Consider the following 18,241-nt stretch of genomic DNA (forward strand, 5'->3'; position numbering starts at 1 on the left):
TCCTCAAGACGTCGTCATACTGCGGTCGGGGCGTCCGGCGCGGTGATCCGGGGCCAGTTGCGCCGGTCCTCACCGTGCGCGTGGACCAGGGCGAGGGTGATCCGCTCCAGGCCGAAGGCGACGCAGGAGCTGTGCGCGACGTCCTCGCCGTGGTGGATGTCGAACCGGCGGCCCAGGTGGTCCCGGTGCCGGTTGGCCGAGGCGATGGCCGTCCCCGGGTCGTCGGCGGTGAGCTTGGCGACGAACTCGTACTTGAGCCCCTGTTCGAGCTGGGTGGAGCGCATCAGCCGCCCGCCCGGGCCGAAGAACGGGTCGGTCGCGGAGACCACCTCGACGTCCAGGCCGAGCCCGCCGAGGAACGCCTCGCAGCGCGGTATCCAGGCGTCCCGCCAGTCGGCCGACTGCTCGGGCGGGCCGAGGGCGACGAACTCGCGCATCCGGAAGCTGCGGAAGCGGCCGGTCTCGCTGGTCGCCTCGTGCCGGTAGCAGTAGCCGGCCGCGTCGAGGACGACCTGTTCCTCCAGGCGCTGCCCGGCCAGTTCGGCGTAGACGTTGTAGCAGACCGCCGGGGCGAGCACGACGTCGGTGGCCGGGCGGGCGCCGACCGGCTCGCCGCGCTGGGCGGACCGCTCGGGCGCGTAGGCGTGCACGGTGCCGAGCAGGTGCGGGAAGGACTCCGCGTACTCGGCCTGCTCGATCCGTGCGGCGCTCATCAACGGCGGGTACCAGGTCGGGCCGGGGCCGGTCCCGGCCGTCGCGGTGAGTGCGGCCTGGAGCTCGGCGACGGTCCGCTCGAACGCGGGCCCGAGCGCGGGCGCTCCGGGGATTCCGGTTTCCTTCACAGCTGAAACGCCCTTTCGCCGAGGAGCAGCAGGTCGGTGGTGGCCAGGTCGATCTGCCGGTTGGGGATCATCAGCCGGGCCGAGTGGAGGTCGCGGATGTGCCGGGCGACGGAGTAGGGGCCGTCCTCGGTGTAGCCGGCCATGCCGCAGATCTCCAGGGCGGCCTCGGCGATCCGCGAGGCCTCGACGGAGACCGAGGTCTTCAGGGCGTTGGCCCGGGTGGTGACGGTGTGCTCGCCGTCCGCGCCGCCGCCCCAGCGGGCGTAGTCGGCGGCGAAGCTGCGGACCGCGCCCTGCAGCAGGGCCAGCCGGGCGTGCACCTCGCCGAGGCGCTCGTCGGCGAAGGTGCCGCCGCTGCCGAGCGCGGCCCGCGCCCGGGCGCGGGTGAAGCGCGCGGCGCGGCGCACGGCGTCGCCCGCCACGCCCGTCCAGACCCCGGCCCACAGCACGTGCGAGAGCGGCACCATGCAGCGGGTGGCGGTGGTGCCGAAGGGCTCGGCGAGCACCTGGTCGGCCGGGACCGCGGCGCGGACCACGAACGGCGGGCTGACGGTGCCGCGCATGCCGAGGGTGTTCCACCCGCCGGTCTGCTCCAGCTCCAGCTGGTCGCGCCGGGCCAGCACCAGGACCTGGTCGGACGCGGCGGCCTGCTCGCCCCGGCGGGCGGTGATCAGGAAGGCGTCCGCGACCGGCCCGTACGAGACGGTGGTGGCCCGCTTCTCCAGGCGCACCAGCCCGCCGTCCGGGACGAGGGCCGCCCGGCTGGTGCGCAGGTTGCCGCCGATGCCCGCCTCGGAGGTGACCGAGGCGATCAGGTGCTGCTCGCGGGCCGCCTCGGCCAGGTACCCGGCGATCGCCGGGGAGCCGGCGGCGGAGCGGGCCAGGCAGGCGACCTGGAGCTGGTGCATCGCCCAGATCATCGCGGTCGCGGCGCAGTGCCCGCCCAGCCGGGAGCCGATCCGGGTGAGCTGTTCGACGCCCAGGCCGGGGCCGCCGTACTCGACGGGCACCGCCGCGGCCCACAGGCCGGCCTCGCGCAGGGCCGCGATGCTCGCGGCCGGGACGGTGGCGGTGCGGTCGGCGCGGACGGCCTCGCGTTCGAGCAGTTCGGCGCACTCCTGGATCGCGGCGAGCGCCGACTCCTCGGTCAGCGGAGCCGCTCCGGCCGTCCGGGCGGGTGCCGGGGCGGGCATGAGGTCGGTGGTCACCGCGCGGCCCCCTCGGTCTCCAGCAGGTCGACGCAGGCGTCGGTGAGCCGCTCGATGCTGGCGAACAGGGCGCGACCGAGGATCCGCTCCGGGAACTCGATCTCCAGCTCGCCCTCCACGGCCAGCATCACCCGGGCGGAGGCGAGCGAGGTCAGGCCGTGCTCGTACAGGTCGTCGGTGACGGCCAGCCGGTCGGCGGAGGGCTCCACCTCGGCGTTGCGGGCCAGCGCGTGCCGGACGGCGCGCTCGCAGCGCTCTCGGGTGGTGGTCATTGGTCCTCCTCGTGGTTCCGGTGGATCGCCGTGAGCAGCTCGGCCGCGGCCCGGCGCTGCTGCTGGTCGCGCTCGCCGAGGTCGCGGACCAGCCGCAGCTGGCGCTGCGGCGGGACACCGCCGGACTCCAGCCCGATGGTGTGGGCCAGGTACCAGCGGCGTTCCAGCGCGGCCAGACCCTCGGCGACCGGCCGCAGTTCGGGCAGCGGGCCGGCCAGCCCGGCCAGGAACCGGGCGAGGTACATCCGCTCGGCGGCCACTCCGCTGACGTCCGGGGCCACGGTGGTGTCCCCGGCCAGGTAGTCGGCGAGCGCGGCGGCGTCCTGCTCGTCGTGCGCGCGCAGCTGTTCGCCGAGGTCGCGGGCCAGCGCGGCCGGGCCGGGGCGCCGGGTGGGCGCCGAGCGGACCAGCAGCAGCCGGGCGTCCTGGGCGCTCGGCCCGGAACGCAGCCGTGCCCAGTCGGCCGGGCGGTAGCGGACCGGCTCGGGGTTGTTCATCGGGTCGACGACGACCACACCGTCGGCGTCCGCCGCGACCACGATCACGCAGTGGGTGAAGTGCCGCTCGCCCCCGAACGGGGAGGGCAGGTGGAAGGCGTCCACGGCGGCGGCCACCGGCACGCCGGCCACCAGGCTCTCCCGTTCGTACCCGGCCGCCCGCGCCGGGTCGGCGAAGCGCAGGTCCGCCACGTCGAGGCCGTACCCGGCGCCGGCCGCCGCGAGCCAGCGGCCGCTGCCGTCCAGGGCCGCGCCGCCGGGCCGGGTGAAACCCCAGCTCATGCCGACGGCCTCCTCGGCGGCGGGCACGCCCTGCCAGTCGAGCAGGTTGGCCACGCACTGCTGGTAGCAACTGCCGTACAGCGCCAGGCCGGTGAAGCGCGGGGCGAGGTCAGGCACGGGCGGCCGCCGGTTCGTCCGCGTCCTGCGCGTACACCTCGGCGGCGACGGCGACGATCTCGGCGAAGCCGGGCACCCGGTCGGCCTGGTCCCGGACCAGCGCGGCCAGGCCGCCGAGCGTCGAGTCCTCGAACAGCCGGGCCAGCCGCAGTTCGACGCCGATCACCGCCTCGATCCGGGACAGCACCCGCACCGCACGCAGCGAACTGCCGCCCAGGGCGAAGAAGTCCGCCTCGACGGCGCCGACCGGCCGCTCCAGCACGTCGGCCCAGAGCCCGGCCAGCCAGCGCTCGACGTCGTCGGCGGGTGCGGTGCCGGGCCCGGCCGGGGTGTCGGGCGCGGTCGGGGCGGGGGCGGCGGCCGGCAGGGCCCGGCGGTCGAGCTTTCCGTTGGCGAGCCGGGGCAGTTCGGCCACGGCCGTGAAGCGGACCGGCACGTGCGAGGCGGGCAGCAGCGCGGCGGCGTGGGCGCGCAGTTCGGCGGCGGCCGGTGCCGGGGCGCCGGCGGCCGGGACGTAGTAGGCGACCAGCTCGTGCGGCTCCGCCTCCCGGTCGGCCGCCCCGGTCGGGGACAGCAGCCGTTCCAGCTCGGTCAACTGGGCCTCGGTCAGGTCGTCAAGGCTGGGCAGCATGGGGGTGTCTTCCTCTCTCTCGCCGGGTCAGCGGGTTGCCGTGACGACCGTCATGCGGTCGGTCCACCAGTACTGGCAGTCCGCGGGCGGGACGAGCCCGTCCACGACCTCCACCGCGAACGAACTGAAGTACCGCAGCAGGCTGCGCTGGTGGCGGCGGCTGAGCGAGTCCCGCTCGTTGGTGTAGTAGGTGAACACCCCGCCGGGCCGCAGGTGGGCGGCGGCCTCGGAGAAGAACGCCTCGGCCACCGTGCTGTCCCGCAGCACGTACTGGTCGAACTCGTCCTCGCTGGTCGGGAAGGCGTCCCAGAAGATCCCGTCGAAGTCGCCGAGGGTGGGCATGACGGACTGCCAGTTGCCCTGGATCAGCTCGATGTCGGAGTCCGGGCGCCGGGCCCGCCAGGCCTTGGCCACCTCCAGCACCTGGTCGTTGAACTCCACGATGGTGTGCGAGCGGACGCCCTGCTCCTCGATGAAGGTCGCGGACAGGCCGAGGCCGAAGCCGATCTCCAGGATGTCGCCGTGGCCGGCGCCGACCCGTTCGGCCATCCGGCGCATCAACGCGGCCTCCCAGTCCTGCATGACCTGCTGGCCCTCGATGATCAGCGAGCCGTCGTGGTAGTCGGCCTCGCTGCCGTGCCATTCGGCGTTGATCTCGCCGCGGGTGGTGCCGTCCACGAACTCCGGGGCGATCACGTCGAGGTGGCGCAACTGCTCGGCCAGCTCGTCCACGGCCCGGTGCACGACCCAGCGCTGCTGCTCGGCCCGCGGGGCGGCGATGAACGAGCCGCGGTGCAGCCCCACGTCGATGGAGAAGTCCTTGTAGCGACGCAGCATGGTCAGTGCTCCGGATCTGTGGTGGTGGTCGGGGCGAGGGAGGCCCGGGTGACGCGGTGCCAGGCGGCGGCGGCCAGTTCGGCCGGCGCGGCGGCGAGCAGGTCGGCGACCCGCTCCCTGGTCCGGTCGGCGGCGCCGGCGGCGGCGGCGGCGGCGGGCGCCGCGAGGACGGCGGCCTCGGCGATCCCGGGGTGGGTCTCCAGGGCGGCGGCGACTTCGGCGGGTTCGACCCGGACGCCGCGGATCTTGATCTGCTCGTCGGCGCGGCCCCGGAACTCCACCTCGCCGTCGGGCCGCATCCGGGCCAGGTCGCCGGTGCGGTAGAGCCGGGTGCCGGGGAGGGCGCCGGCGAAGCGGTTCTCCACGAAGCGGCGCCGGGTCTCGCCGGCGTTGGCGAGGTAGCCGAGGCCGACGCAGTCGCCGGCCAGGTACAACTCGCCCACCACGTTGATCGGGACGAGTTGGCGGCGTTCGTCCAGGACGACCGCGCCGGTGCCGTCGATCGGCCGGCCGATCAGCACCCGGCCCCGGTCGCCGCCGGTGACCCGGTGGAACATCGAGCCGATGCTGGCCTCGGTCGGGCCGTACAGGTTGTAGAGCCGGGCGGGCAGGCCGAGTTCCTCGAACCGACGGGCCACCCCCCGGCCGAGCTCCTCGCCGCCGACGATGGCGACCCGCAGCGAGTCCAGCGCCTCGACCGCCTCCGGGCGGCCGGCCGCGTGCCGGACCAGGCCGTCCAGCATGGCCGGGACGAGGTCGATGGTCCGCACCCGGTGGGCGGCGATCACCTCCAGCAGCCGCTCCGGCGAGGCCTGCAGGGTGGGCCCGGACAGCACCGCGCGCCCGCCGAGGGTGAGCGGCCAGAGGTACTCCCACACGCAGCTGTCGTACACCGGCGGGGTGGTCTGGAGCACGGTGTCGGCCGCCTCGGTGCCGAACTCGCGGTTCATCCAGGCGATCCGGTTGGCGACGCCGAGGTGGTGGACCACCGCGCCCTTGGGGCGGCCGGTGGATCCCGAGGTGTAGATCGCGTACATCGGCCGGTCGCCGTGCTCCGGACCGAGCTGCCACGAGGTCGGGGCGTGCTCGCCGACCGGCGCCGAGGGCGCCCGCACCGTCCGGACGGACCGGACGGCGGGCGGCTCCGCGCCGTCCTCGGCGACCACCGCGAGCGGGCTGCCCAGCTCGGCGAGGAGGTCCGCGACGCGCTGCGCGGGCCAGTCCGGGTCGACCGGCACGAAGGCCGCGCCGAGGCTGTTGACCGCGACCATGGCGGCCAGCATCGCCGCCCCGCCGGGCAGCACCAGCGGGACGAACTCCGGCACCGGTCCGGCCGCGAGCAGCCGGCCGCGGATGTCGTCGACCAGGCCCAGCAGCTCCTGGTAGGTCAGGCTCGCGCCGTCGGCGAGCACGGCGGTGCGCTCGGGGTGCCGGCGGGCGGTCTCGGCGATCTGCAGGGCGAGCGGGGTGCGGGGGCCGGCGGCGGGCTCGCCGACGGCCAGCGCCCGGGCCCCGGCCGGGACGAAGGGGATGTCCTTGACCTTCAGGTCGGGGTCGGCGACGACCCGGTCGACCAGGGCGAGGAAGGTCGCGACCAGGCGGTCCGCGCTCTCCTCGTCGAACAGGTCGGCGGAGTACCAGAGCCGCCCCTCCAGCCGCCCGTCGTACTCGCCGAGGATCAGCGTCAGGTCGAGCGTCGAGGTCCGGGCCGGCAACTCCAGGGTGGTGACCCGGGCGCCCACCAGATCGAGGCCGATCCGCTCCTCGTCCATCAGGAACATGGCCCGGAAGATCGGGTTCTCGCCGGGGGTGCCGGGCCGGCCGGCGGCCCGCGCGATCTCGTCCAGCGGCAGGTCGGCGGCGCCCTGGGCGGCCAGCGTGCTGTGGCTGAGCCGCTGGACGGCCTCGGCGAAGCGCGGGTTGTCCGCCAGGTCGGCCCGCACCGGCAGGGTGTTGACGAACAGTCCGATCAGCCGCTCCAGCTCCTCCGAGCCGCGGTTGGCGGTGGGCACGCCGATCGCCAGGTCGTACTGGTCGCCGTGGCGGGCCAGGAACACCGCGTACAGGGTGAGCAGCGCGTGGTAGCGGGTGACCCCCTCGCGCTGGGCGAGCGCGGTGAGCGCGGCGGTCTGCCGGGGGCCGAGGGTGAAGGCCCGGGCCCCGCCGGCGCCGCTGGGCTCGCGCGGCGCCTCCCGGTCGGCCGGCAGCGCAAGGCTCTGCGGCAGCCCGTCCAGGTACTCCCGCCAGAAGCCGTGCAGGCCCTCGGTGTGCGCCCGGAACTCGGCGCCGGCCTGCCAGCCGCTGAAGTCGAGGTAGCGGGCGGCGAGCGGGGGCAGGGCCGGCTCGGCGCCGCGGGCGGTGGCCGCGTAGGCGGCGCCCAGCTCGGCGACGAACAGCCCCGAGGACCACTCGTCGAATGCGGCGTGGTGCACCGCGAAGGCCAGCAGCCGGTTCCCGTCCGCGCAGTCCAGCAGCGCCGCGCGCAGCAGCGCGCCGCCGGCCAGGTCGAACGGGCGGGCCACGAAGGCGGCCAGCAGCCCGTCGGCGGCGCGCAGTTCCTCCGCCGCGGTGGCGCCGGTGGTGGCGGTCTCGATCCGGACGGCGGCCGGGCGGACGGACTGCACCAGGCCGCCGTCCTCGAAGCGGATCGCGGTGCGGAGCGGCTCGTGCCGCTCCACCACGGTGTGCAGCGCGCGCTCCAGGGCGCCGAGGTCGAGCGGGCCGGACACCTCGAAGACCAGCGGCAGGTTGTAGGCGGCCGAGTCGGGGGCCAGACGGTTCAGGAACCACATCCGCTCCTGGCCGGACCAGGCCGGGCCCTGCGCGGCCCCGGTGCGCGGCAGTTCGCGCGGGGTGAGCACGGCCGGGCCGCTGCCCTCGGCCACCGGAGCGTCGGCGGCGACCACGGCGGCGACCACCGCGGCCACGGTCGGCGCGGCGAAGAACTCGGCGAAGCCCAGCTCCACCCCGAGCCGGCTGCGCAGGCGGGTGAGCAGCTGGGTGACCATCAGCGAGTTGCCGCCGAGGTCGAGGAAGCTGTCGTGCGGGCCGATCTCCTGGGCGCCGAGCAGCTCCTGCCACAGCGCGGTGACGGCCGCGACGGCGGCGGGGTGGCCGGGGTCCTCCGGCACGGGCCCGGCCGCGGCGCGGGCGGCGGCCGGGCGCAGGGTGCGCGGCGCCTCCGCGTCGTCGGTGTGGACGGTGTAGCGCTGCGGCTGCGCGGGGGCGGGCAGTCGCTCGGCGGTCGCGATGGTGAGGGCGCTGACCAGCCGCTCGGCCTCGCCGCCGGGGACGGTCGCGAACACCTCGGCGGCCACCCGGTCCCGGCCGTCCGGGCCCGGCTCGGCCGTGACCACGGCCTTGGCCACGCCGGGCACGCCCAGCAGGACCAGCTCGACCTCGCGCGGCTGCACGGTGAAGCCGCGGATCTTCAGCCGGTCGTCGATGCGGCCGGCGAAGCGGAAGCTTCCGTCGGTGAGGGCCACGGCGCGGTCACCGGTGGCGTACATCCGGGCGCCGGGCTCCTCGGCGAACGGGTCGGGCCGGAACCGGGCGGCGGTACGGGCGGGCTGCCCGGTGTAGCCGCGGCCGACGGCCAGGCCTCCGACGTACAGCTCGCCGGGCACCCCGGGCGGGACCGGCCGCAGGTCGCCGTCCAGGACGTAGGCGCGGACGCCGGGCAGCGGGGTGCCGATGACACCGGTGCCGATCGGGTCGCCCGGGGCGATCGGGCCGGCCACGATCGAGGTGATCGCCTGCTCGGTGGAGCCGTACATGTTGTAGACCGCGCCGTGCGGGCCGGCCACCGCGTGCCAGCGGGCGATCTCGTCGGAGCCGACCTCCTCGCTGCCGACCGCGATCACCCGCGCGGTGGCGGGCGGCGGCGGGACGTCCCCGGCCTCGACGGCGGCGAGCCAGGTCGACCAGAAGGAGGTGGGCAGGTCGAGCGCGCTGACCCGGTGCTCGGCCAGGAAGGCGGTGAAGGCGGCGAGGTCGGCAGCGACGGCCGGGTCCATCAGGACCAGCGCCGCCCCGGCCACCCAGGCCGAGAACGCCTCCTCCAGGGTGATGTCCACGCCGAGCGAGGTGAACTGGAGCACCCGGTCGTCCTCGGTCAGGCCCCAGCGCGCGGCGATGCCCGCGCAGTTGTTGAGCAGCGCGGCGTGCTCGGTCAGCACGCCCTTGGGCCGACCGGTCGATCCGGAGGTGAAGACCACGTAGGCGAGGTCGGCACCGGTGCCGTCCCAGCGCAGGGCGGGCGCGGGCGGCCCGGCGGCGGCGAGCACCTCCTCGACGTCGACGACGTCGGCCAGGCCGGCCGCGGCCGCCACGGCCGCGTGCGCCCCGTCGACGAACACCCGGGCCAGCCCGGACTCCTCGGCCACCTCGGCGATCCGCGCCGCGGGCCAGGCCGGGTCCAGCGGCACGTAGGCCGCGCCGCTGCCCAGCACTCCCAGCACCACGGCCAGGAAGCTCTGGTCGCGGGCGCCCAGGTAGCCGACCCGGGCCTCCCGGCCGGCGGGCACCGCGGCGGCCACCCGATCGGCCAGCAGGCCGAGTTGCTCGTACGACCAGTCGCCGTGACCGCCGGTCACCGCGGGGGCGTGCGGCCGTTCGGCCCGCCGCGCCGCGAATGCCTCGATCACCGATGTCCAGCCCGTGGGCACCGTCACCGTCGTCTCCCCGTTCACCATCGTCCCCGTGCTCGCCGTCTCGGTGGGCGCCGTGCCAGCGGCGGCCGTCTCAGTGGTCATTGCCGTCCAGAATCTGTCGTGTGCCGGTGGTCCGGGCGGGCCAGCTGCGGCGGAGGTCCCGGCTCACCGACATCCGCTTGAGCCAGCGGTCGCGGCCGTCGTAGTTCGCCTGGAAGGGCTTGCGCCCGTGCACGGCGCGGTGGTTGTCGACGACCAGGATGTCGCCGGGCGCCAGCACCACCTGCTGGAGCGCCGCGTCCACCACGGCGTAGAAGTCGCGCAGGACGGCCGCCACGGCCGGGGCGGCCGGCTGCTCCAGGAAGTACGGGTCCACGCAGACGAAGGGACGGGCCCGGTCGCCGGTGAGCAGCGCGCGGGGCTTGACCGGCTCGGCGGCGTCGGCGTGCGACTCGTCCGGGCGGTGCCGGAACCGCTCCTCGAAGAGCAGGTCGTACTTCGGGTCCGACAGGTCCCAGTCGGCGGCGCAGCTGACCGTGGTGGCCGCCCGCTGCGGATTGCGCAGGCACAGCAGCCCGACGTAGTCCGGGCGGTGGCTGTGGAACGCGTCCTCGGTGTGCCACCAGATCGGTTCCTGGCTGGCGAAGTTGATCTGGGTGTTCTCGAACTCGCGCATCGGCAGCACGTCGTGGATCACGGCGCCGCCCTGCTGGGTGTTCCAGCCGAACAGCTCGCCGAACACCGATCCCACCAGGGCGAGTTGGCTCTCGTACCGGTCGGTGCGGCGGATCGCCGCCGGGTCGCGCCAGGTGTCCGGGGTGGCGCCGATCGCCTCGTCGTCCACCGGCAGGCCGGTCACCAGGGCGAAGGCGGCGTCCTCGTGCTGGCGCATGCCGGTCAGCGCGGCGCGCAGCCGGTGCGGCAGGTGCTGGGCCAGGACGGGCGCCTCGCGGAAGAAGGCGTGCGCCTGCAGCCCGGTCGCGGCCTCGGCGTGCGCGGCGGCCAGCTCGGTCAGCTGCCGGCGTTCCTCCGGCTCCAGTTCCAGGGTGAGGCCGGGGCTGAGGGGTTCAGCCATCGAGCCCTCCGGCGGTGTCGGCGCGGCGGGCGGCGAGCGGGCGCAGGTCGGTCCAGTGCTCGGCGATGTACGCCAGGCACTCCTCCTCGCTCGCGGGGCGGCCGAGCGCCGCCCAACCGAGCGGGGGCTGCCGGTCGGCGGGCCAGAGCGAGTACTGCTGCTGCTCGTTGACCACGACGGTGTGCGAGCCGGTCGCGGCGGGTGCTGAGCTCATGGGTGGTTCTTCCTTCCGTGGGGCTGCGCGGTCAGGGCCGGACAGGACCTAGTGCGCCGGGCCCAGCAGGTCGTCGAAGAGGTCGTCGAGGTGTTGGCGCGCCCGCTGCTCGGCCGCGGCGGTTTCGGCCGCGCCCTCGTCGGCGGCGGCGCCGGCGTCCGGCCGGGAGGCCGGGTCGGCGCCGCGCACCAGCTCGGCCAGCCCGGCGACGGTGGGCTGCCGGTAGAAGTCGGCGAGCGGGAACTCGACGTGGTGGCGGGCCTGGACGGCCCACAGCAGCTTGGTGGCGAGCAGGGAGTGGCCGCCGAGTTGGAAGAAGTCGTCGTCCCGGCCGACCCGTTCGGCGCCGAGCAGTCCGGCGAGCTCGGCGGCCAGGTCCCGTTCCAGCGCGTCCCTCGGTTCGGCGCCGGGCCCCGTTCCGGTGGTGAACTCCGGTGCTGGCAGGCGGCGTTGGTCCACCTTGCCGTTGACGGTGAGCGGGAAGCGGTCGAGCGCGACGAACGCGGCCGGGACCATGTACTCGGGCAGCCTGCGGCGGAGGAAGTCCCGCAGCTCGGCCGGTCCGGGCGCCGACCCGTCCTGCGGGACGACGTAGGCGATCAGGCGGCGCTCCGCCGAGCCCTGCCCGTCCACCTTGACGAAGGCCGAGCGCACCGCCGGGTGGGCGTCCAAGCCGGCCTGGACCTCGCCCAGCTCGACCCGAAAGCCGCGGATCTTGACCTGGCCGTCCGCGCGGCCGAGGAACTCCAGCTCGCCTTCGGGCAGGTGGCGGGCGATGTCGCCGGTCCGGTAGAGCCGGGCACCGGGCCGGTCGGAGAACGGGTCGGGCACGAAGGCGAGGGCGGTCAGCTCCGGCCGTCCCAGGTAGCCGTGGGCGAGCCCCGCTCCGCCGATGTACACCTCGCCGCGCGCGCCCACCGGCACCGGTCGGCGCGCGGCGTCGAGCACGTACACCCGGGAGTTGGCGATCGGACGCCCGATCGGCGCCCAACCCGGCCACTCGGCCGGGTCGGCGGGCAGGTGGTGGGCGGTGGTGACGTGGGTCTCGGACGGCCCGTACTCGTTGTGCAGCCGCCCGTTCGGCAGGTCGGCGAAGAGCCGGCGCAGGTCGTCGGTGACCACCAGTTGCTCGGACCCGGCGATCACCGTCTCCAGCGTGTGCGGCAGCCGGCCGCCCTGGCGGTAACCCTCGGCCACCTGCTGGAGCGCCACGGCCGGGATGAACAGCCGCTGGACCCGGTGCCGGTTCAGCAGGTCGACCAGGCCGTGCACGTCGCGCCGCTCGTCCTCGGTGATCAGCACCAGGGTGCCGCCCGCGCCGAGGGTGGAGAAGATCTCCTGGAACGAGACGTCGAAGCTGAGCGAGGCGAACTGCAGGGTCCGGTGGCCGGGTTGCCGGAGCCGGTAGCGCTCCAGCTGCCAGGCGACCAGGTTGCCGACCGCCCGGTGCGGCATCAGGATGCCCTTCGGGCGCCCGGTGGAGCCGGAGGTGTACGTCACGTACGCGACCGACTCCGGGTCGGCGGGGGCCGTCGGCCGGGCCGGGCCGTCCGCCACGGGCCCGGCGGGCAGCGCGCCGACATCAATCAGCCGGGCCCCGGTCGCGGGCAGCCGGTCGGCCGTCCCCTCGGCCACCAGGACGACCGGCGGGTCGGTGTCCTCCAGCAGCAGCGCGATCCGCTCCGGCGGGTGGCTCAGGTCCAGCGGCACGTACGCCGCACCGGTCCTGAGGGTGCCCAGGACGGCGGCCAGCATCGCAACCGATCGGCGCACGGCGATGCCGACGAACCCGCCCGCGCCCGCCCCGGCCTCCGCCAGCGCCCGGGCCACCGCCTCGGCCCGCCGGTCGAGTTCGCCGTAGGAGACCCGCTCGTCCCCGGCCTCGACCGCGATCGCGTCCGGGGTCCGGGCGGCCTGCCGCTCGAACCAGTGGTGGGCCAGCGGCTCGGCGCCCAGCTCGGCGGCGGTGTCGTTCCAGGTCCGCAGGACCAGCTCGCGCTCGGCGGGGTCCAGCAGCTCGTGGTCGGACAGCGGGCGGTCCGGGGCGTCGGCGAGCGCGCGGACCAGCCGGGCCAGCTGCCGGCCGAGCTGCTCCACCGTCGCGTGGTCGAACAGCACGCTGTCGTATTCCAGGACGAGCTCGGTGCCGGCGGGCCGCCGGGCGGCGAACAGGACCAGGTCGAACTTGGCCCGGCCGCCGTCGGCCTCCAGCGGGGTGCAGACCGTCCCGGGCAGGTCCAGCCCGGCGGCGCCGACCTCGTCGGCGGCGAACCAGACCTGGAACAGCGGGTGCCGGCTGCCCGAGCGGCTGGGCCGCAGCGCCTCCACCACCTCGTCGAAGGGCACCTCGGCCCGTTCGTACGCCTCGGTGACGGCGGTCCGCATCCGGCCGAGCAGGGCCCGGAAGGACGGCGTCCCGGTGAGGTCGGCACGCAGCGCGAGGGTGTTGAGGAAGAAGCCGATCAGCTCGTGCGTCCAGGCCGGGCCGCGCTGGGCGTACGGCGTGCCGATCACCAGGTCGTCCTGCCCGCCGACCCGGTGCAGCAGGGCCGCCCAGGCCGCCAGCAGCACGGTGACCGACGTGCAGCCCTCGGCGCGGCCGAGCTCCTCCAGCCGGGCCAGGTCCGCCGGGTCGGCCGGCACGGTGAGCTGCCGGGCCGGGCCGGGCCCGGACTCCCGCCCGGGGTGCGCGGGGAGGTCCACGGTGGTCGGCGCGCCCTCCAGCCGTTCGCGCCAGTGGGCGAGCTGTTCGGCGCGGCCCTCGGTCCGCTCGTGCTGTCGGACCGCCCAGTCGAGGTACTGCGCGCTCGGCGGCGCGAGCTCCCCGCCGCCACCGGTGGCTCGGCGGTAGAGCGCGGCCAGGTCGTGCTGGAGCACGCCGGAGGACCAGTCGTCGAACAGGATGTGGTGAACGGTCAGGGTGAGCGTCCACCGCCGGTCGCCGTGCCGGTGCAGGCGCAGCCGCACCGGCGGCTGTGCCCCGGCGAGGTCGAGGGGCCCGTCCGCCTCGGCCCGGACCGCCGCCTCGACGGCGGCCTCGCGCTCGGCGTCGGGCAGCGCGCCGTGGTCCACGATCTCGACGGCGGGCGCCGCCGCGAGCACGGTCTGGCCGGGCTCGCCCTGGGCGTCCACCGTGATCCGGGTGCGCAGCGCGGAGTGCCGCAGGCACAGTGCGCGCACGCTCTCCACCAGCGCGGCCTCGTCGAGGTCGCCCTCGATCCGCCAGGCCATCGGGACGTTGTACTCGGCGCTGCCCGGGTGCAGGCGGTCGAGCAGCCACAGCCGCCGCTGGCCCGGGGAGAGCGGCCCCTCGGTGCGTCCGTGCGGGCCGCCGGGGCCGCCGGGGCCGGCCGGGGCGGGGGCGCGCAGGCCACGCTGCGCCAGCAGTTCCTCGATCCGCCGCTCGCGGTCGCCGGTCACGCCTGCCCCGCAGCGGCGCGCGGGAGGGTGAGCAGGGCGTCGTCGGCGACCGTGGTGACCGGAGTGAAGTCGCGGGAGGCGAGGAACTCCGGCCGGGGTGCGGGCACGTCGACCAGCCGGTTGCGGACGCCGTTGTAGCTGATCAGCACCAGAGCGCGGTTGTTGGGCGACATGTTGGGCACCGAGCCGTGCAGGATGTTGCCGTGGAACAGCAGGACGCCGCCCGCCTCGCCCTTGGGCGCGACGATGCCGCGCTCGCGGGTGGCCCGGCCGAGGGTCTCGGCGGTCAGGGAGTACTTCATCTTCGCGGAAAGCGTCCGGCTCCAGTCCGCGTCCTCCTGCACGGTGGTCTCGTACACGCCGTCCAGGTGCGAGCCGGGGACGAGCATGAGCGGGCCGTTGAACTCGTCGACCCGGTCCAGGAAGACGGCCGCGCTCAGCGCGTTCGGCGCGGGCATCCCGTCCTCGTCGCGCCAGAAGCGGTAGTCCTGGTGCCATTCCCAGACCTCGCCGACCAGGGCCTGCTTGGCATTGATCTTGAACTGGTGGACGTAGACCTCGTCGTCCAGCAATTGCCGGGCCGGCTCCACCAGCCGGGGCAGCCGGGTCAGCGCGCCGAACAGCGGGTGGGTCGTGTGCACGCCGTGCACCCCGCGCACCACCCCGGTGCCGGCCTCCAGCACGCGGTGGGGGCCGGGTTCGGCGAATACCTCGGAAAGGCCGCCGCGGAGCGCCGCCAGCTCCGCGGGATCGAAGAAGTCAGGAATCAGGATGAACCCGTCCTGGCCGAATAGCCGGATTTGTTCTTCGGTCAGCATGTCGTCGATCAGTCCTCTCCGGTGGGACCGCGGCCGGGCCGATGTCCGAGGCATTCGACCGCCACCCTCACTCAGCCCCGGGCCTCGGGCGAGTCACCGCAACTGGTGACTTGACATGTTCACCGGTCTGTGGTGCGAGCCGCCGAGGCCTGTGGTTGACAGGATCTGGCGATACTCTCCGGATGCTCTCCGACCTGCTCGTCAAGCCTGTGGCCCGGAAAAACCCGGTGGTAGCCTGACTGCTCGGTGACGGGTGGGGCCATGCGGCCGACGCCCGTCGCCGCGCAATGGTCGATAGTTCAGACGGGGGTCGGGTCGGCATGAGCCTGGATTACGTGATTGATTTCTCGCCACGCGAGCGAGAGGTGCTGCACCAGATAGCGAGCGGATGCACCTACGAGCAGACCGCCCGCCGCCTCGGAATCAGCGTCCACACGGTCAACACTTATCTCCGTCGAATCCGGGCCAAGGCGCCCGCCGGGACCCACGCCGACCTGGTCCGGCTGAGCCTGCGGGTGAACGGCCCGGCAGGCAGCGGCCGGCTCAGCAAGGCGGTCGCGTGATGGGCGGCGGGCAGACCGCGGGCGGCGCTCCCGTCAGCGCGGCCGAGGCGCTGGCCTACTACGCGAACGGCTGGTACGCCGGCGGCGACACCCGGAAGCCGCAGGCGCCCCTCACCTGGGAGAACCCCGAAGCCCGGTGCATCATCGACGTCCGGGGCACCACCTGGACCCGCTACCTGCGCCGGGCCCGCCGGGCGGTCGAGACCAGCGGCTTCGAACTGCGCTGGGACACCGCCTTCGGCGAGGTGCTCGACTCCTGCGCGGTGGGCCGCAAACCGGGCGAGGGCACCTGGATCGACTCCGCGATGTCCGCGCTCTACCGGGAGTTGCACCGGGTCGGCGCCGCCCACTCCGCCGAGGTGTGGCTGGACGGCAGGCTGGTCGGTGGCGTCATCGGGATGGGCATCGGGCGGTGGCTCTCCATGGAGACCACCTTCCACTCCGCGCCCAACGCCGGGCACGCGGCGATCGCCGCCATGGCGGAGCTGATGGAACGCCGCGGCTGCATGCTCGTCGACGTACAGGAACTCCACGCCTTCACCCGGAAGTTGGGCGGCACCGAGATACCCCGCGACAGCTACCTGCGGCTGCTGCGGGCCGCCCTCGACCCCACCTTCGCCCCGCCCACGCCGGGCGGTTGAGGCCCCGGCGGCGCCACCGCGCGGTCAGCGGCGGCGCCCCCGGGCGGCGGCCGTCGGGGCGCGTCAGCCCAGTGCGCGGTCGAGGTTGAAGGCGGCGCTGATCAGCGACAGATGGGTGAAGGCCTGGGGGAAGTTGCCGAGTTGTTCGCCGGTCGGGCCGATCTCCTCGGCGAACAGCCCGAGGTGGTTGCCGTAGGTGAGCATCTTCTCGAAGGCGAGCCGGGCCTCCTCCAGCCGGCCCGCGCGGGCCAGTGCCTCCACGTACCAGAACGAACAGATCGAGAAGGTGCCCTCCGAGCCGCGCAGGCCGTCCGGGCTGGTGAGCGGGTTGTAGCGGTGCACCAGCGAGTCGGAGACCAGGTCCGCGGTGAGCGCGTCCAGGGTGGAGAGCCACTTGGGGTCGGTGGGCGAGATGAACTTGGCCATCGGCATCATCAGCAGCGAGGCGTCCAGTTCGCCGTCGTCCAGGGACTGGACGAACGCCCCCCGCTCGGTCGACCAGCCGCGCCGCATGATCTGGTGGTAGATCGCGTCCCGGGACTCCCGCCAGCGGGGCAGGTCGGCCGGCAGGCCGCGGCGGTTGGCCATCCGGATCGCCCGCTCCAGCGCGACCCAGCACATCAGCCGCGAGTACACGTAGTTCCTGCGGCCCGCGCGGGTCTCCCAGATCCCCTCGTCGGGCTGGTCCCAGTGGTCGCAGAGCCAGTCCGCCACCATGCCGACGTCCTCCCAGCCGTCGCTGCTGATCGGCTGACCCCACTTGTCGTACAGGTAGATGGAGTCGATCATGGCGCCGTAGATGTCCAGCTGGAGTTGGCCGGTGGCGGCGTTGCCGACCCGGACCGGCGCGGAGCCCAGGTGGCCCTCCAGGTGCGGCAGCTCGTACTCGGGCAGTTCGGTGCGCCCGTCGATGCCGTACATGATCTGCAACGGACCGGTCGCAGCGGTCTCGCGCATCCGCTCGAAGAGGAACCCCATGAACGCCTCGGCCTCCGAGGTGAACCCGAGGCGCAGCATGGCGTAGACGCAGAAGGCGGCGTCGCGGACCCACATGTACCGGTAGTCCCAGTTGCGCTCGCCGCCGACCTGCTCGGGCAGACTGGTGGTCGGTGCGGCGACGATCGCGCCGGTCGGCGCGTAGGTGAGCAGCTTGAGCACCAGTGCGGAGCGGTGCACCATCTCCCTCCACCGCCCGTGGTAGCGCGACCCGGCCAGCCAGCGGCGCCAGAACCGGACGGTCGCCTCGAACTGCTCCTCCGCCTCGGCACGCGGACACGACCGGGCCGGGACGTCGTCGCCGATCTGGTCGAGGGCGAACACGACGGAGTCGCCCTCCAGGAGCTTGAAGTGCGACCACACGTCCAGTCCGTCGGTCTCCAGCGGCGCGGTGGCGGTCAGCGCGAGCGTCAGCGACGGGGAGCGGAACACCGCGACGTGGCCTTCGACGGACACGGTGTGCGCTTCGGCGCCGTAGCCGAAGCGCGGGGCGATCCGCGCCCGGAACGGGAGGATCCCCCGGACGCAGATCAGCCGGCGGATCAGCCGGTGCCGGGCCACCTCGGGCGATTCGTCGGCCACGGGCATGAAGTCCTGGATCTCCGCCACGCCGTCCGCGGCGAAGAACCGCGTGATCAGCACGTTCGTGTCGGGGAAGTAGAACTGCCGGCTGCGGGTCGGGACGTCCGCGGCCAGCTCGAACGCCCCGCCCCGGTCCGCGTCGAGGATGGCCCCGAACACGCTGGGCGCGTCGAAGCGCGGACAGCAGTACCAGTCGATGGTGCCGTTCGTGCCGACCAGGGCGGTCGTCCGGAGATCGCCGATCAGGCCGTGTTCGGAGATCGGTAGGTACCGGCTGCTCTCCGCCTGCTCGAAACCCGTCGTGTCGAACGCCATGCCGACCTCCCCGCCGCTGCGGCGCGGGTCTGGAGATGAAACCTTCCTCCCCATGGTAGATCGCCGTCGACACGGGGGCCGGACCGCGACCAGCCGGGCCTCACGGGCGCAGGCCGCTGCGGGTTCCGTGACGAGGCCGGTTCCCTCATGGGCGTGGGGCCCCCCCCCCCGGGGGGGCGGGGGGGGGCCCCCCCCGGGGGGGGGGGGGGCGCGCCCCCCCCCCCACGCGCCCCCCCCCCCGGGGCCGGCCGGGGCGGAGAAGGGCCAGGGGGGGGGGGT

14 protein-coding genes are annotated in these 18,241 nt (G+C 74.8%); 2 read left to right on the top strand and 12 right to left on the bottom strand.

All coding sequences use genetic code 11. The annotated features are described in order from the left end of the window. Positions 1-14 precede the first annotated feature (14 nt). The 11 genes from ACIPLC_RS16895 to ACIPLC_RS16945 are packed head-to-tail and all read right to left on the bottom strand — an operon-like array spanning position 15 to position 14,865. Complete coding sequence (locus tag ACIPLC_RS16895) at positions 15-842, bottom strand: aminoacyl--tRNA ligase-related protein (protein WP_400473748.1); 828 nt, start codon at positions 840-842, stop codon at positions 15-17. Further along, positions 839-2,050 carry an acyl-CoA dehydrogenase family protein gene (locus ACIPLC_RS16900; RefSeq protein WP_400473749.1) on the bottom strand — a complete coding sequence of 404 codons (1,212 nt, stop codon included), beginning with the start codon at positions 2,048-2,050 and terminating at the stop codon, positions 839-841. The genes ACIPLC_RS16895 and ACIPLC_RS16900 overlap by 4 nt, the downstream gene beginning before the upstream one ends. After that, on the bottom strand, positions 2,047-2,322 hold the full coding sequence (locus tag ACIPLC_RS16905) for an acyl carrier protein (protein ID WP_400473750.1): 276 nt from the start codon (positions 2,320-2,322) through the stop codon (positions 2,047-2,049). Before ACIPLC_RS16905 ends, ACIPLC_RS16900 begins: the two co-directional genes overlap by 4 nt. Beyond that, positions 2,319-3,218 carry a hypothetical protein gene (locus tag ACIPLC_RS16910; RefSeq protein ID WP_400473751.1) on the bottom strand — a complete coding sequence of 300 codons (900 nt, stop codon included), beginning with the start codon at positions 3,216-3,218 and terminating at the stop codon, positions 2,319-2,321. Before ACIPLC_RS16910 ends, ACIPLC_RS16905 begins: the two co-directional genes overlap by 4 nt. Then, complete coding sequence (locus ACIPLC_RS16915; RefSeq protein WP_400473752.1) at positions 3,211-3,849, bottom strand: phosphopantetheine-binding protein; 639 nt, start codon at positions 3,847-3,849, stop codon at positions 3,211-3,213. Before ACIPLC_RS16915 ends, ACIPLC_RS16910 begins: the two co-directional genes overlap by 8 nt. 27 nt (positions 3,850-3,876) lie before the next feature. Beyond that, complete coding sequence (locus ACIPLC_RS16920; RefSeq protein WP_400473753.1) at positions 3,877-4,686, bottom strand: class I SAM-dependent methyltransferase; 810 nt, start codon at positions 4,684-4,686, stop codon at positions 3,877-3,879. 2 nt (positions 4,687-4,688) lie between these two features. Further along, positions 4,689-9,440, bottom strand: a complete 4,752-nt coding sequence (locus ACIPLC_RS16925) for an amino acid adenylation domain-containing protein (protein ID WP_400473754.1) — start codon at positions 9,438-9,440, stop codon at positions 4,689-4,691. Then, positions 9,430-10,413 carry a TauD/TfdA family dioxygenase gene (locus ACIPLC_RS16930; protein ID WP_400473755.1) on the bottom strand — a complete coding sequence of 328 codons (984 nt, stop codon included), beginning with the start codon at positions 10,411-10,413 and terminating at the stop codon, positions 9,430-9,432. Before ACIPLC_RS16930 ends, ACIPLC_RS16925 begins: the two co-directional genes overlap by 11 nt. Continuing rightward, entirely contained in the window at positions 10,406-10,627 is a 222-nt protein-coding gene (locus ACIPLC_RS16935) for an MbtH family protein (protein ID WP_400473756.1), read from the bottom strand. Before ACIPLC_RS16935 ends, ACIPLC_RS16930 begins: the two co-directional genes overlap by 8 nt. Before the next feature lie 48 nt (positions 10,628-10,675). Further along, positions 10,676-14,047: an amino acid adenylation domain-containing protein gene (locus tag ACIPLC_RS16940; RefSeq protein ID WP_400473757.1), complete on the bottom strand. Its 3,372-nt coding sequence runs from the start codon at positions 14,045-14,047 to the stop codon at positions 10,676-10,678. Next, complete coding sequence (locus ACIPLC_RS16945) at positions 14,044-14,865, bottom strand: phytanoyl-CoA dioxygenase family protein (RefSeq protein ID WP_400473758.1); 822 nt, start codon at positions 14,863-14,865, stop codon at positions 14,044-14,046. The genes ACIPLC_RS16940 and ACIPLC_RS16945 overlap by 4 nt, the downstream gene beginning before the upstream one ends. A gap of 320 nt (positions 14,866-15,185) precedes the next feature. On the opposite strand from ACIPLC_RS16945, the gene ACIPLC_RS16950 reads away from it, so the two are divergent. Beyond that, positions 15,186-15,428, top strand: coding sequence for a helix-turn-helix transcriptional regulator (locus ACIPLC_RS16950; protein ID WP_400473759.1), 243 nt, complete (start codon positions 15,186-15,188; stop codon positions 15,426-15,428). Next, positions 15,428-16,069, top strand: a complete 642-nt coding sequence (locus ACIPLC_RS16955; RefSeq protein ID WP_400473760.1) for a hypothetical protein — start codon at positions 15,428-15,430, stop codon at positions 16,067-16,069. Before ACIPLC_RS16950 ends, ACIPLC_RS16955 begins: the two co-directional genes overlap by 1 nt. A gap of 63 nt (positions 16,070-16,132) precedes the next feature. Here the strand turns inward: ACIPLC_RS16955 and ACIPLC_RS16960 are convergent, their stop codons facing one another. Then, positions 16,133-17,962 carry a glycoside hydrolase family 15 protein gene (locus ACIPLC_RS16960; protein ID WP_400473761.1) on the bottom strand — a complete coding sequence of 610 codons (1,830 nt, stop codon included), beginning with the start codon at positions 17,960-17,962 and terminating at the stop codon, positions 16,133-16,135. Between the last annotated feature and the right edge of the window lie 279 nt (positions 17,963-18,241).

The sequence above is a fragment of the Kitasatospora sp. NPDC086801 genome (assembly GCF_044745805.1).
In the GTDB taxonomy this organism is placed as follows: Bacteria; Actinomycetota; Actinomycetes; order Streptomycetales; family Streptomycetaceae; genus Kitasatospora.